25 protein-coding genes and 1 pseudogene are annotated in these 12,215 nt (G+C 45.3%); all 26 read left to right on the top strand.

Annotation, left to right across the window (positions count from 1 at the left end; translation table 11 throughout):
* A pseudogene (gene tuf / locus C9J46_RS19705) lies at window positions 1-127 on the top strand (elongation factor Tu); the annotation flags it as partial.
* A gap of 518 nt (window positions 128-645) precedes the next feature.
* The gene (gene rpsJ / locus C9J46_RS19700) at window positions 646-957 is read left to right on the top strand and encodes a 30S ribosomal protein S10 (protein WP_002541412.1); all 312 of its coding nucleotides are present in this window, start codon (window positions 646-648) and stop codon (window positions 955-957) included.
* A gap of 14 nt (window positions 958-971) precedes the next feature.
* On the top strand, window positions 972-1,601 hold the full coding sequence (gene rplC / locus C9J46_RS19695; protein ID WP_107208697.1) for a 50S ribosomal protein L3: 630 nt from the start codon (window positions 972-974) through the stop codon (window positions 1,599-1,601).
* 16 nt (window positions 1,602-1,617) lie between these two features.
* Window positions 1,618-2,220, top strand: a complete 603-nt coding sequence (rplD, locus tag C9J46_RS19690; protein WP_006647440.1) for a 50S ribosomal protein L4 — start codon at window positions 1,618-1,620, stop codon at window positions 2,218-2,220.
* Complete coding sequence (gene rplW, locus C9J46_RS19685; RefSeq protein WP_006647439.1) at window positions 2,217-2,519, top strand: 50S ribosomal protein L23; 303 nt, start codon at window positions 2,217-2,219, stop codon at window positions 2,517-2,519. Before rplD ends, rplW begins: the two co-directional genes overlap by 4 nt.
* A gap of 18 nt (window positions 2,520-2,537) precedes the next feature.
* On the top strand, window positions 2,538-3,362 hold the full coding sequence (rplB, locus tag C9J46_RS19680; protein ID WP_045084936.1) for a 50S ribosomal protein L2: 825 nt from the start codon (window positions 2,538-2,540) through the stop codon (window positions 3,360-3,362).
* 18 nt (window positions 3,363-3,380) lie between these two features.
* The gene (gene rpsS, locus C9J46_RS19675; RefSeq protein ID WP_005302795.1) at window positions 3,381-3,659 is read left to right on the top strand and encodes a 30S ribosomal protein S19; all 279 of its coding nucleotides are present in this window, start codon (window positions 3,381-3,383) and stop codon (window positions 3,657-3,659) included.
* 10 nt (window positions 3,660-3,669) lie between these two features.
* Window positions 3,670-4,002, top strand: coding sequence for a 50S ribosomal protein L22 (gene rplV, locus C9J46_RS19670; protein WP_005302797.1), 333 nt, complete (start codon window positions 3,670-3,672; stop codon window positions 4,000-4,002).
* 19 nt (window positions 4,003-4,021) lie between these two features.
* Window positions 4,022-4,711: a 30S ribosomal protein S3 gene (gene rpsC / locus C9J46_RS19665; protein WP_005371002.1), complete on the top strand. Its 690-nt coding sequence runs from the start codon at window positions 4,022-4,024 to the stop codon at window positions 4,709-4,711.
* Between the two features lie 11 nt (window positions 4,712-4,722).
* Window positions 4,723-5,133: a 50S ribosomal protein L16 gene (gene rplP, locus C9J46_RS19660; protein ID WP_005371000.1), complete on the top strand. Its 411-nt coding sequence runs from the start codon at window positions 4,723-4,725 to the stop codon at window positions 5,131-5,133.
* On the top strand, window positions 5,133-5,324 hold the full coding sequence (gene rpmC, locus C9J46_RS19655; protein WP_005370998.1) for a 50S ribosomal protein L29: 192 nt from the start codon (window positions 5,133-5,135) through the stop codon (window positions 5,322-5,324). Before rplP ends, rpmC begins: the two co-directional genes overlap by 1 nt.
* Window positions 5,324-5,578, top strand: a complete 255-nt coding sequence (rpsQ, locus tag C9J46_RS19650; protein WP_005370996.1) for a 30S ribosomal protein S17 — start codon at window positions 5,324-5,326, stop codon at window positions 5,576-5,578. Before rpmC ends, rpsQ begins: the two co-directional genes overlap by 1 nt.
* 166 nt (window positions 5,579-5,744) lie before the next feature.
* Window positions 5,745-6,116: a 50S ribosomal protein L14 gene (gene rplN / locus C9J46_RS19645; protein WP_107208696.1), complete on the top strand. Its 372-nt coding sequence runs from the start codon at window positions 5,745-5,747 to the stop codon at window positions 6,114-6,116.
* A gap of 12 nt (window positions 6,117-6,128) precedes the next feature.
* Complete coding sequence (gene rplX, locus C9J46_RS19640; protein ID WP_008988080.1) at window positions 6,129-6,440, top strand: 50S ribosomal protein L24; 312 nt, start codon at window positions 6,129-6,131, stop codon at window positions 6,438-6,440.
* A 15-nt stretch (window positions 6,441-6,455) separates the two neighbouring features.
* Window positions 6,456-6,995, top strand: coding sequence for a 50S ribosomal protein L5 (gene rplE, locus C9J46_RS19635; RefSeq protein WP_005370989.1), 540 nt, complete (start codon window positions 6,456-6,458; stop codon window positions 6,993-6,995).
* Window positions 6,996-7,010: 15 nt separating this feature from the next.
* Window positions 7,011-7,316 carry a 30S ribosomal protein S14 gene (rpsN, locus tag C9J46_RS19630; RefSeq protein WP_005370985.1) on the top strand — a complete coding sequence of 102 codons (306 nt, stop codon included), beginning with the start codon at window positions 7,011-7,013 and terminating at the stop codon, window positions 7,314-7,316.
* A gap of 36 nt (window positions 7,317-7,352) precedes the next feature.
* Window positions 7,353-7,745: a 30S ribosomal protein S8 gene (rpsH, locus tag C9J46_RS19625; protein ID WP_005370983.1), complete on the top strand. Its 393-nt coding sequence runs from the start codon at window positions 7,353-7,355 to the stop codon at window positions 7,743-7,745.
* A gap of 12 nt (window positions 7,746-7,757) precedes the next feature.
* On the top strand, window positions 7,758-8,291 hold the full coding sequence (gene rplF / locus C9J46_RS19620; RefSeq protein WP_005370981.1) for a 50S ribosomal protein L6: 534 nt from the start codon (window positions 7,758-7,760) through the stop codon (window positions 8,289-8,291).
* A gap of 9 nt (window positions 8,292-8,300) precedes the next feature.
* Window positions 8,301-8,654 (top strand): 50S ribosomal protein L18, encoded by a 354-nt coding sequence (rplR, locus tag C9J46_RS19615; protein ID WP_005370979.1) that lies wholly within the window; start codon window positions 8,301-8,303, stop codon window positions 8,652-8,654.
* A 12-nt stretch (window positions 8,655-8,666) separates the two neighbouring features.
* Window positions 8,667-9,164 carry a 30S ribosomal protein S5 gene (rpsE, locus tag C9J46_RS19610; protein WP_005370977.1) on the top strand — a complete coding sequence of 166 codons (498 nt, stop codon included), beginning with the start codon at window positions 8,667-8,669 and terminating at the stop codon, window positions 9,162-9,164.
* 5 nt (window positions 9,165-9,169) lie between these two features.
* Entirely contained in the window at window positions 9,170-9,349 is a 180-nt protein-coding gene (gene rpmD / locus C9J46_RS19605; RefSeq protein ID WP_005302823.1) for a 50S ribosomal protein L30, read from the top strand.
* 5 nt (window positions 9,350-9,354) lie between these two features.
* The gene (rplO, locus tag C9J46_RS19600) at window positions 9,355-9,789 is read left to right on the top strand and encodes a 50S ribosomal protein L15 (protein ID WP_005370970.1); all 435 of its coding nucleotides are present in this window, start codon (window positions 9,355-9,357) and stop codon (window positions 9,787-9,789) included.
* Window positions 9,790-9,811: 22 nt separating this feature from the next.
* The gene (gene secY / locus C9J46_RS19595; RefSeq protein WP_005370968.1) at window positions 9,812-11,137 is read left to right on the top strand and encodes a preprotein translocase subunit SecY; all 1,326 of its coding nucleotides are present in this window, start codon (window positions 9,812-9,814) and stop codon (window positions 11,135-11,137) included.
* A gap of 31 nt (window positions 11,138-11,168) precedes the next feature.
* Window positions 11,169-11,282 (top strand): 50S ribosomal protein L36, encoded by a 114-nt coding sequence (gene rpmJ / locus C9J46_RS19590; RefSeq protein ID WP_000868186.1) that lies wholly within the window; start codon window positions 11,169-11,171, stop codon window positions 11,280-11,282.
* Window positions 11,283-11,427: 145 nt separating this feature from the next.
* Window positions 11,428-11,784, top strand: coding sequence for a 30S ribosomal protein S13 (rpsM, locus tag C9J46_RS19585; RefSeq protein WP_005370966.1), 357 nt, complete (start codon window positions 11,428-11,430; stop codon window positions 11,782-11,784).
* Window positions 11,785-11,803: 19 nt separating this feature from the next.
* The gene (gene rpsK, locus C9J46_RS19580; protein WP_005370963.1) at window positions 11,804-12,193 is read left to right on the top strand and encodes a 30S ribosomal protein S11; all 390 of its coding nucleotides are present in this window, start codon (window positions 11,804-11,806) and stop codon (window positions 12,191-12,193) included.
* Window positions 12,194-12,215 lie beyond the last annotated feature (22 nt).

Genomic DNA, 12,215 nt, shown 5'->3' with positions numbered 1-12,215 from the left:
TGGTGATAACATCGCTATGACTGTTACTCTAATCGCACCTATCGCGATGGACGAAGGTCTACGTTTTGCTATCCGTGAAGGTGGCCGTACAGTTGGTGCTGGTGTTGTTGCAACTATCATTGCATAATAACATTTAGTACTTACGTACAGAAAAAGGGAGCTTCGGCTCCCTTTTTTATTGCTTAAAATTACTAACATTTTCCTTGTTTGTATTGTATAAGCAGGAATACGCGAAAATGTAGCTTGATTTTATGGTGATAAGTGAGCTTTATTCGTTTAATAAAGCAAATCTGGTATATAACTATCAGATTAATTCATTGAAAATAAAAGACTTTATAACTATTTTTGTTTAACAATCAAACAGAGCTTGTTTTCAAAATTGTGATCTGTATAATGCACCTCACTGCCCGAGAGTTAGTCTTGTAAGCGCAGTTGTGAACCAATAAGCATTGAGGAGAAATTAACTGCAGGCTACGCCGGGTTTATTTCATAATGAATACTCTGACTTATGTTCGCAGTCATTAAATTGACTGACAATGCATCCGATAGGGATGCTACGTTCACATAAATCAATCGACATTCCCTCGTCTTTACGAGCGTGAGTGGCGATATTGTTTGTGTAATTTTTATTTGGAGCTCTGTCTAATGCAGAACCAACGTATTCGTATCCGCTTAAAGGCGTTCGATCACCGTTTGATCGATCAGTCAACTGCGGAAATCGTTGAAACAGCTAAGCGTACTGGCGCACAGGTTAAGGGTCCAATCCCTCTTCCTACTCGCAAAGAGCGCTTCACTGTTCTTATTTCTCCTCACGTTAATAAGGACGCACGTGATCAGTACGAAATCCGTACTCACAAGCGCCTTATCGACATCGTTGAGCCTACAGACAAAACTGTTGATGCTCTTATGCGTCTAGATCTAGCTGCTGGCGTTGACGTACAGATCAGCCTAGGTTAAGGGGAGATAAGAGAATGATTGGTCTAATCGGTCGTAAAGTGGGCATGACCCGCATCTTTACCGAAGATGGCATTTCTATTCCAGTTACTGTTGTTGAAGTTGAAAACAACCGTGTTACTCAGGTTAAATCTGTAGAAACTGACGGTTACAACGCTATTCAAGTAACAGCTGGAACTAAGAAAGCTAGCCGCGTATCTAAGCCAGAAGCAGGTCACTTTGCGAAAGCAGGTGTTGAAGCTGGTCGCGGTCTTTGGGAATTCCGTCTAGAAAACAGTGAAGAGTTTGCAGTTGGCGCTGAGCTAAGTGTTGAACTATTCAACGATATTAAAAAAGTAGACGTTACTGGTACATCTAAAGGTAAGGGTTTCCAAGGTGCTGTTAAGCGCTGGAACTTCCGTACTCAAGATATGACCCATGGTAACTCCTTGTCTCACCGTGCACCGGGTTCAATTGGCCAATGTCAAACTCCAGGTCGCGTATTTAAAGGCAAGAAAATGGCTGGTCACATGGGTGCTGAGCGTGTAACGACTCAAAACCTAGAGATCGTACGTGTTGACGCTGAGCGCAATCTGCTTCTTATTAAAGGTGCAGTACCGGGCTCAACAGGCGGCAACGTGATCGTTAAACCAGCTGTTAAAGCGTAACGTCGAGGAGTTAGTAATGGAATTGGTAGTCAAAGGCGCTGACGCGCTAACTGTCTCCGAAACTACTTTTGGGCGTGATTTCAATGAAGCGCTTGTACACCAAGTAGTTGTTGCTTTTGCAGCAGGTGCTCGTCAGGGTACACGTGCTCAGAAGACTCGTTCAGACGTTTCTGGTGGTGGCGCTAAGCCATGGCGCCAGAAGGGTACTGGTCGCGCTCGTGCAGGTACAATCCGCAGTCCGCTATGGCGTTCTGGTGGTGTTACTTTCGCTGCTCGTCCTCAGGATCACAGCCAAAAAGTAAACAAGAAAATGTACCGCGGTGCTATGAAGAGCATTCTTTCTGAGTTAGTTCGTCAAGAGCGTTTAATCGTTGTTGATAACTTCACTCTAGAAGCACCAAAGACAAAAGCACTAGTAGCTAAGCTTAAAGAGCTTGAGCTAACTGATGCACTAATCGTAACTGGCGAGTTAGATGAGAATCTATTCCTTGCAGCACGTAACCTATACAAAGTAGACGTACGTGATGCAGCGGCAATCGATCCAGTTAGCTTGATCGCTTTCGATAAGATTGTAATGACTGCAGCAGCAGTTAAAGCAGTTGAGGAGATGCTAGCATGATCACTGAAGAGCGTATTTTAAAAGTTCTACGTGCTCCGCACATTTCTGAAAAAGCATCAATGGCTGCAGAAAACGCGAATACTATCGTTTTCAAAGTAGCATTGAACGCAACGAAGAAAGAGATCAAAGCAGCAGTTGAAAAACTGTTCGAGGTTGAAGTTAAGTCTGTAAATACTCTTATTACTAAGGGTAAGACCAAACGTCAAGGTATGCGCCAAGGCCGTCGTTCAGACGTGAAGAAAGCGTATGTTATCTTGAAAGAAGGTCAAGACATCGACTTCGCTGGTAGTGCAGAGTAAGGCTAGGAGCAAAGAAGAATGGCTATTGTAAAATGTAAGCCGACTTCCCCAGGTCGTCGCCACGTAGTTAAAGTGGTTAACTCTGACCTGCATAAGGGTAAGCCGTACGCACCACTTCTAGAGAAAAACTCTAAGACTGGTGGTCGTAACAATAACGGTCGTATCACTGTACGTCACATCGGTGGTGGTAATAAACAACATTACCGTCTAATCGACTTCAAACGTACTAAAGATGGCATCCCAGCGAAAGTTGAGCGCCTAGAATACGATCCAAACCGTAGCGCAAACATTGCTCTAGTTCTGTACGCAGACGGTGAGCGCCGCTACATTATCGCACCTAAAGGTCTCCAAGCTGGTGATGTTATCCAGTCTGGTCAAGATGCTGCTATTAAAGTTGGTAACACATTACCAATGCGTAACATCCCAGTAGGTTCAACAGTACACTGTGTTGAACTTAAGCCTGGTAAAGGTGCTCAGCTGGCTCGTTCAGCTGGTGCATACGCTCAGATCATTGCACGTGCAGGCACTTATGTGACTCTACGTCTACGTTCTGGTGAGATGCGTAAAGTTCTTGCTGAAGGTCGTGCGACTCTAGGTGAAGTTGGTAATGCAGAACACATGCTACGTGAGCTAGGTAAAGCTGGTGCTTCACGCTGGCGCGGTGTTCGTCCAACTGTACGTGGTGTTGTAATGAACCCAGTTGATCACCCACACGGTGGTGGTGAAGGTCGTACATCAGGCGGTCGTCACCCAGTAACACCTTGGGGTGTTCCAACTAAGGGTTACAAGACTCGTAAGAACAAGCGTACCGACAAGTACATCGTACGTCGTCGTAATAAGTAATTATAAAGAGGATACGCCATGCCACGTTCTCTCAAGAAAGGTCCATTTATTGACCTACACTTGCTGAAGAAGGTAGAGAAAGCGTTGGAAAGCGGTGACAAAAAGCCTGTTAAGACTTGGTCCCGTCGCTCAATGATCATCCCTCAGATGATCGGTTTGACCATCGCTGTCCATAATGGTCGTCAGCACGTACCTGTTTTCGTTTCTGAAGAAATGATCGGTCACAAGCTAGGCGAATTTGCACCAACACGTACTTACCGTGGCCATGCTGCGGATAAGAAAGCTAAAAAGCGCTAAGGAGTAGGTAATGGAAGCTATCGCTAAACATCGCTTTGCTCGCATTTCGCCGCAAAAAGCTCGTTTGGTTGCAGATCAACTGCGCGGTAAGCCAGTTGCTCAAGCTCTAGAAATTCTTAACTTCAGCAACAAAAAAGCTGCTGATTTAATCAAGAAAGTTTTAGAGTCAGCTATCGCTAACGCAGAACACAACGAAGGCGCAGACATTGATGATCTTAATGTTGCTAAAATCTTCGTTGACGAAGGTCCTACCATGAAGCGTATTATGCCTCGTGCTAAAGGCCGTGCCGATCGCATCTTGAAGCGTTCTAGCCACATCACTGTTGTTGTAGCAGACCGCTAAGAGACTAGGAGAGAAAGCAATGGGTCAGAAAGTACATCCTAATGGTATTCGTTTAGGCATTGTTAAGCCTTGGAATACCACTTGGTTTGCTAACAGCCAAGAGTTCGCTGACAACCTAGACGGCGATTTCAAGGTACGCCAGTTCCTTACTAAGGAACTAGCAAAAGCATCTCTATCACGCATCGTTATCGAGCGTCCTGCTAAGAGCATCCGTGTGACTATTCACACTGCTCGTCCAGGCGTAGTAATCGGTAAGAAAGGTGAAGACGTAGAGAAACTACGTGCAGCAGTTGCGAAGATCGCGGGCGTTCCAGCTCAGATCAACATCGCTGAAGTACGTAAGCCAGAACTAGACGGTCAACTAGTAGCAGACAGCATTTCGTCTCAGCTAGAGCGTCGTGTTATGTTCCGTCGCGCTATGAAGCGTGCAGTTCAGAACGCTATGCGTCTTGGCGCTAAAGGTATCAAAGTTGAAGTAAGTGGTCGTCTAGGCGGCGCTGAAATCGCACGTACTGAGTGGTACCGTGAAGGCCGTGTGCCTCTACACACTCTTCGTGCTGACATTGATTACGCAACTTCTTCGGCTCACACCCAATACGGTGTTATCGGCGTTAAAGTTTGGATCTTCAAAGGTGAAGTTCTAGGCGGCATGCCGGTTGAAGAGCCAAAGGCTGAGAAGCCTAAGAAGCAGCGCAAAAGCCGTAAATAAGGAGTTTATTGATGCTGCAACCAAAACGCACTAAATTCCGCAAGGCCTTTAAAGGCCGTAACCGCGGTCTAGCGAACGGTACTGAAGTAAGCTTTGGTCAATTTGGTCTTAAAGCTGTTGGTCGTGGTCGACTAACTGCTCGTCAAATCGAAGCTGCACGTCGTGCTATGACTCGTCATATCAAACGTCAGGGCCAAATCTGGATTCGTGTATTCCCAGACAAACCAATCACATCTAAGCCTCTTGAAGTTCGTCAAGGTAAAGGTAAGGGTAGTGTGGCTTACTGGGTTGCTCAAGTTCAACCAGGTAAAGTTCTATACGAAATGAACGGTGTTTCTGAATCACTAGCTCGTGAAGCATTTAACCTTGCTGCACGTAAGCTACCAATCAAAACCACTTTCGTAATTAAGGCGGTGATGTGATGAATGCACAAGATCTACGCGCTAAAAGCGTTGAAGAGCTGAATGCAGAGCTTGTGAATTTGCTACGTGAACAGTTTAACTTGCGCATGCAAGCTGCGACTGGTCAACTACAGCAGACTCACAATCTAAAAACTGTACGTCGTGATATCGCACGTGTTAAAACCGTTCTGACTGAGAAGGCTAGCGCATAATGAGCGAGAAAATTCGTACTCAGCTTGGTCGCGTAGTTAGCGACAAAGGCGATAAGTCTATTGTTGTTGCTATCGAGCGTAAAGTGAAGCACCCGATCTACGGTAAGTACATCACACGCACGACTAAGCTTCATGCACATGACGAAAACAACGAGTGTGGCCTAGGCGATACTGTTGAAGTTCGTGAATGTCGTCCAATGTCAAAGACTAAGTCTTGGACACTGGTACGAGTAGTTGAAAAAGCACGTATCTAATTACTGACTTTTCAGCTATTTAAGTTAGCGGCCCTAAAAATCTTGGGGCCGTTCATTTTTTATCTACCCATCGAGCGAAAATGGTGTTATTATTCGCCGCCTTTGAAGAAAAGGCATATCGACTCGTTTTGGGTCTAGATGTTTAAAAAATTAGCGGAGCACTAACATGATCCAAATGCAAAGTATGCTTGATGCAGCGGATAACTCCGGCGCACGTAGCGTAATGTGTATTAAGGTTCTGGGTGGTTCTCACCGTCGCTATGCACATATCGGTGACATCATCAAGGTTACAGTGAAGGAAGCAATTCCTCGCGGTAAAGTAAAGAAAGGTGATGTACTGAAAGCGGTGGTTGTACGCACCCGTAAAGGCGTTCGTCGTCAAGATGGCTCTGTCATTCGCTTTGACCGTAATGCTTGCGTATTGTTGAACGACACTACTGAGCAACCTATCGGTACCCGTATCTTTGGCCCTGTGACTCGTGAACTTCGTAATGCGAAATTCATGAAGATTGTATCACTAGCGCCAGAAGTACTTTAAGGAGCGACTATAATGGCAGCTAAAATCCGTCAAAACGACGAAGTTATCATTCTTGCTGGTAAAGACAAAGGCAAGACTGGTAAAGTAACTAAGGTTCTAGCAACCGGTAAAGTTATCGTTGAAGGTATCAACATGGTTAAGAAACACCAGAAGCCAGTTCCGGCAATGGGTGTTCAAGGCGGTATCGTTGAGCAGGCAGCTGCGATCGATGCGTCTAATGTTGCTATCGTTAACGGTCAAGGTAAAGCGGACCGTGTAGGCTTCCGATTTGAAGACGGCAAAAAAGTTCGTTTCTTCAAGTCGACTGGCGAAACTATCAAGTAAGTTTGGAGTAGTACTATGGCGAAACTGCATGATTACTACAAAGAGACTGTTGTAAAAGAGCTTTCTGAAAAGTTTGAATACAAGAGTATCATGCAAGTCCCAAGGATCGAAAAGATCACACTTAACATGGGTGTGGGCGAAGCTATCAACGACAAGAAGCTGCTAGAGAATGCTGCTGCTGACATGACTGCAATTTCAGGTCAGAAGCCGCTAATCACTGTAGCACGTAAGTCAGTTGCAGGCTTTAAGATCCGTGAGGGCTACCCTATTGGCTGTAAAGTAACCTTACGTGGCGAGCGTATGTGGGACTTTTTCGACCGTCTGATTTCAATTGCTGTACCGCGTATTCGTGACTTCCGTGGTTTAAACCCTAAGTCATTCGATGGTCGTGGTAACTACAGCATGGGCGTTCGTGAGCAGATCATCTTCCCAGAAATCGATTTCGATAAAGTAGATCGTGTACGTGGTTTAGATATCACTGTTACAACTTCTGCTAAATCTGATGAAGAAGCTCTAGCTCTATTGTCTGCTTTTAACTTCCCATTCCGTAAGTAAAAGTAAGGGTTACTAATGGCTAAAGAATCTATGAAGGCACGCGAAGCTAAACGTGCCAAGCTAGTAGCTAAGTTCGCTGAAAAGCGTGCAGCGCTAAAAGCTCTAATTAGCGACGTGAATGCGTCTGAAGAAGATCGCTGGAATGCAGTGCTTAAACTTCAGTCACTACCACGTGATTCTGCGAAGTCTCGTCAGCGTAATCGCTGTAACCAGACTGGACGTCCACACGGCTACCTACGTAAGTTCGGTCTTAGCCGTATCAAGGTTCGTGAAGCTTGCATGAAAGGCGAGATTCCGGGTCTACGTAAAGCAAGCTGGTAATCCAGTAAGCAATTCAGAATCACGGAGTATTAACTTATGAGCATGCAAGATCCGATTTCGGATATGCTGACCCGTCTTCGTAACGGTCAGGCAGCGAAAAAAGTTGCTGTAAAAATGCCATCTTCTAAGCTTAAAGTAGCTATCGCTGCTCTACTTAAAGAAGAAGGTTATGTGGCTGACTACACCTTATCTGGTGATGTTAAGCCTGAGCTAGAAGTTACTCTTAAGTACTTCGAAGCTAACCCAGTTATTGAGCAAATCCAACGTGTATCACGTCCTGGTCTACGCATCTACAAGAAAAAAGATGCGCTACCATCAGTGATGGGTGGCCTTGGTATTGCTGTTGTTTCCACTTCCAAGGGTCTTATGACCGACCGTGCTGCACGCAAAGCGGGTCTTGGCGGTGAGATTATCTGCTACGTAGCATAATAGGAGTAGGATATGTCTCGTGTTGCAAAAGCACCTGTAGTTATTCCTGCCGGCGTAGAAGTTAAACTTAACGGTCAGGAAATTACTGTGAAAGGTAGTAAAGGCGAACTAGTTCGTACTATCCATGATGCAGTAGTTTTAACTTTGGAAGAGAACAAAGTTACTTTCGGTCCTCGTGAAGGATTCGATAAAGCTTGGGCACAAGCAGGTACTGCTCGTGCACTAGTGAACAATATGGTTGTTGGTGTTACTGAAGGCTTCACTAAGAAGCTGACTCTTAAGGGTGTAGGTTACCGTGCTGCTGTTAAAGGCAACGCTGTAGGTTTAACTCTAGGTTTCTCTCATCCAGTTGAGCACGAACTTCCAGCAGGTATCAAAGCTGAATGCCCATCACAAACTGAAATCGTACTTACAGGTACTGATAAGCAGTTAGTTGGTCAGGTAGCTGCTGATATTCGCGCTTACCGTAGCCCTGAACCTTACAAAGGTAAAGGTGTTCGTTACGCCGACGAAGTTGTGCGTACTAAAGAAGCTAAGAAGAAGTAAGGTAACACTATGGATAAGAAAGCATCTCGTATCCGTCGTGCGACCCGAGCACGTCGTAAGATTGCTGAACTGGGCGCAACTCGCCTAGTTGTACACCGTACTCCACGTCACGTGTACGCTCAGGTAATTGCACCGAACGGCTCTGAGGTTATCGCAGCCGCTTCTACCGTAGAAAAAGCGATCCGTGAGCAAGTTAAGAGTACCGGAAACAAAGACGCTGCTACAGCTGTAGGTAAAGCTATTGCTGAGCGCGCGATTGAAAAAGGCATCTCTAACGTTGCATTCGATCGTTCTGGTTTCCAATACCACGGCCGTATCGCTGCACTAGCAGAAGCTGCTCGTGAAGCTGGTCTGAAATTCTAAGGTAGGCGGAAGATGGCTAACGAAAAGACACAATCAGATTTGAATGAAAAGCTGATCGCTGTTAACCGTGTTTCAAAAACGGTTAAAGGTGGTCGTATTTTCAGCTTTACTGCACTAACAGTAGTTGGTGACGGTAACGGTCGCATCGGTTTTGGTTACGGTAAAGCACGTGAAGTGCCTGCTGCAATCCAGAAAGCGATGGAAAAAGCACGTCGTAACATGGTTACAATTGCAATCAACGAAGGTACTCTTCACCACGCTGTTAAAGGCCGTCACACTGGTTCTCAAGTGTACATGCAGCCAGCATCAGAAGGTACAGGTATCATCGCAGGTGGTGCAATGCGTGCAGTGCTAGAAGTTGCGGGTATCCGTAACGTACTAGCTAAAGCATACGGTTCTACTAACCCAATCAACGTTGTTCGCGCAACAATTGATGGTCTTAGTGGAATGAACTCTCCAGAAATGATCGCTGCTAAGCGTGGTCTTTCTGTTAAAGAAATTCTGGAGTAATCGACATGGCTAAAACTATTAAAGTAACCCAAACAAAGAGCTCTATCGGTCGTTTACCGAAGCATAAAGCTACTTTGCGTGGCCTAGGCCTTCGTCGCATCAACCATACTGTAGAACTTGAAGATACTGCTTGCGTACGCGGCATGATCAACAAGGTTTACTACATGGTTAAAGTTGAGGAGTAATCAGTATGCGTTTGAATACTCTATCACCGGCTGCTGGTTCTAAGCCTTCTGCGAAGCGCGTAGGCCGTGGTATCGGTTCAGGTCTGGGCAAAACTTGTGGCCGTGGTCACAAGGGTCAGAAATCACGTTCAGGTGGTTCTGTACGTCCAGGCTTCGAAGGCGGTCAAATGCCTTTGAAACAGCGTCTACCAAAATTCGGTTTTACGTCTCGTAAGAGCCTTGTAACAGCTGAAGTTCGTCTAGCTGAGCTAGCGAAAGTTGAAGGTGATGTTGTAAGCCTTGAAACACTAAAAGCTGCGAATGTTATCACTAAGGACATTAAGTTCGTGAAAGTTGTACTTTCTGGTGAAATCGCTCGTTCAGTAACAGTGAAAGGCCTACGCGTTACTAAAGGCGCTCAAGCTGCTATCGAAGCTGCCGGCGGTAAAATCGAGGAATAATTAACTCGAGGATGAGGTACAGATGGCTAAACAACCAGGACAAGATTTTCGTAGTGCACAAGGTGGCCTAGCAGAGCTTAAGTCACGCCTATTATTCGTATTAGGTGCGATCTTAATATTCCGAGCAGGTTCTTTTGTACCTATTCCTGGTATTGACGCTGCTGTACTTGCCAGTCTGTTCGAACAGCAAAAGGGTACCATCATTGAGATGTTTAACATGTTCTCTGGTGGTGCACTCTCGCGTGCTTCTATTTTAGCTCTGGGAATAATGCCGTATATTTCTGCGTCTATTATTGTCCAGTTGCTAACTGTAGTTCATCCAGCATTAGCTGAGTTGAAGAAAGAAGGTGAGGCTGGCCGTCGTAAGATAAGTCAGTACACCCGATACGGTACGCTTGTCTTGGCAACCTTCCAAGCAATTGGTATTGCAACGGGGTTACCGAGTATGATTCCAGGGCTTGTACATAATCCAGGCCCTAGTTTCTATTTTGTTGCAGTGGTTAGTTTGGTTACCGGCACCATGTTTTTAATGTGGTTAGGTGAACAAATTACCGAGCGTGGTATTGGTAACGGTATATCGTTGATTATTTTCACTGGTATCGTTGCTGGTTTACCGCCAGCGATTGGACAGACCGTAGAGCAAGCGCGTCAAGGCGAATTGCACGTACTTCTTCTACTGTTAATTGCAGTTATATCTTTTGCTGTTATTTACTTTGTAGTGTTCATGGAACGTGGTCAGCGTCGTATCGTCGTTAACTACGCCAAGCGTCAACAAGGCCGTCGTGTCTTTGCTGCGCAGAGCACACACTTGCCGTTGAAAATCAACATGGCAGGTGTTATACCAGCAATTTTTGCATCAAGTATTATTCTTTTCCCAGGCACACTGGCTCAGTGGTTTGGTCAAAGTGAAGGTCTAGGTTGGTTAAGTGATATTTCACTTGCTTTAAGCCCTGGACAGCCTTTATATGTAATGCTTTATGCTGCTGCGATTATATTCTTCTGTTTCTTCTACACCGCGTTGGTATTTAACCCACGCGAGACAGCTGATAATTTGAAGAAGTCTGGTGCATTTATACCTGGTATACGCCCGGGTGAACAGACCGCAAAATATATAGATAAAGTGATGACGCGTTTGACTCTTGCTGGTGCGTTATATATTACCTTTATCTGTCTGATCCCCGAGTTCATGATGATAGCATGGAATGTACGCTTCTATTTTGGTGGTACTTCCCTACTAATCGTAGTTGTTGTTATTATGGATTTCATGGCTCAAGTTCAGACACATTTGATGTCTCAACAATATGAGTCAGTTTTGAAAAAGGCTAATCTGAAAGGCTACGGTCGCTAAGTTTAGTTATCCATATTTACGGAGTTTAGCAATGAAAGTTCGTGCTTCCGTTAAGAAAATCTGCCGTAACTGTAAAGTTATCAAGCGCAACGGTGTTGTGCGTGTAATTTGCAGTGAGCCAAAGCATAAACAACGCCAAGGCTAATTAGCAGAAATATTTCTTGCAAATTGAAGATAGGTTGGCTACATTAGCCAACCATATTTTGTTATGTGCAAAAGAATTGTACCACCGCTGCGTATCCTCAACGGGCTCTGCAGCGGTTATTCTTGTAAAGTACTAGGAGTGAATAGTGGCCCGTATTGCAGGCATTAACATTCCTGATCAAAAGCATGCTGTTATCGCATTAACTGCGATCTACGGCATTGGTAAAACACGTTCTCAAGCTATTTTAGCTGAAACGGGTATTGCTGAAGATGTTAAGATCAGTGAACTAACTGAAGAGCAGATCGATCTACTGCGTGATGGTGTAGCTAAGTACACTGTAGAAGGTGATCTTCGTCGTGAAATTTCCATGAACATCAAGCGCCTAATGGATCTTGGTTGTTACCGTGGTCTTCGTCACCGTCGCAGTCTACCTCTACGTGGACAGCGTACTAAAACCAACGCTCGTACCCGTAAGGGTCCGCGCAAGCCGATCAAAAAATAGTCGGATAAGGTAGAGTACAATGGCAAAACAACCAACTCGCGCTCGTAAGCGCGTACGCAAGCAAGTAGCTGATGGCGTTGCGCACATCCATGCTTCTTTCAATAACACAATCGTAACCATTACTGACCGTCAAGGTAACGCTCTATCTTGGGCTACTGCAGGTGGTTCAGGTTTCCGTGGTTCTCGTAAATCTACTCCGTTCGCTGCACAGGTTGCTGCTGAGCGTTGTGGTGAAATGGCCAAAGAATATGGCGTTAAGAACCTAGAAGTTATGGTTAAGGGCCCTGGTCCTGGTCGTGAGTCTACAATCCGTGCTTTAAACGCAGCGGGTTTCCGTATCACTAACATTGTTGATGCGACTCCGATCCCTCATAACGGTTGTCGTCCACCTAAGAAACGTCGCGTATAACGTTTCGTTTCTAGGAAATTGG

Source organism: Photobacterium sp. GB-36 (assembly GCF_003026135.1).
In the GTDB taxonomy this organism is placed as follows: Bacteria; Pseudomonadota; Gammaproteobacteria; order Enterobacterales; family Vibrionaceae; genus Photobacterium.
The sequence above is the reverse complement of the archived record's forward strand: the minus strand, read 5'-3'. Positions and strand labels throughout refer to the sequence as shown.